This window comes from Psychrobacter sp. GW64-MNA-CIBAN-0177, assembly GCF_040309585.1.
Classification (GTDB): domain Bacteria; phylum Pseudomonadota; class Gammaproteobacteria; order Pseudomonadales; family Moraxellaceae; genus Psychrobacter; species Psychrobacter okhotskensis.
On the sequence record NZ_JBEOOY010000319.1, the window covers coordinates 1 to 264 of the forward strand.

Genomic DNA, 264 nt, shown 5'->3' on the forward strand with positions numbered 1-264 from the left:
CTGCCACTACGCACGATCCAGTGACGCCACCCGTATGAATGGAACGCTCTGAGGTTGCTACCCCAGCGTTATGCAAATCTTGCAGATAAAATTGACCTGACTCATCATCACCGACGCGGCAAGCATAAAAAGGCTTACCACCTAGACTGGCAAAGGCATACATAGCGTTAGCTGCTGAGCCACCACCAGCCTGTTTTGAAGGTTTGATATTTGCCAATTGAAAGTAGGCAAGCAATTGTTGCTGCTCTTCAAACGCTGCTAGCG

General features: G+C 49.2%; 1 protein-coding gene. It reads right to left on the reverse strand.

Translation table 11 applies throughout. From position 1 onward, the window contains the following. The coding region (locus AAEY79_RS15260) for a PfkB family carbohydrate kinase (RefSeq protein ID WP_352289336.1) at positions 1–264 on the reverse strand (264 nt) is incomplete at both ends.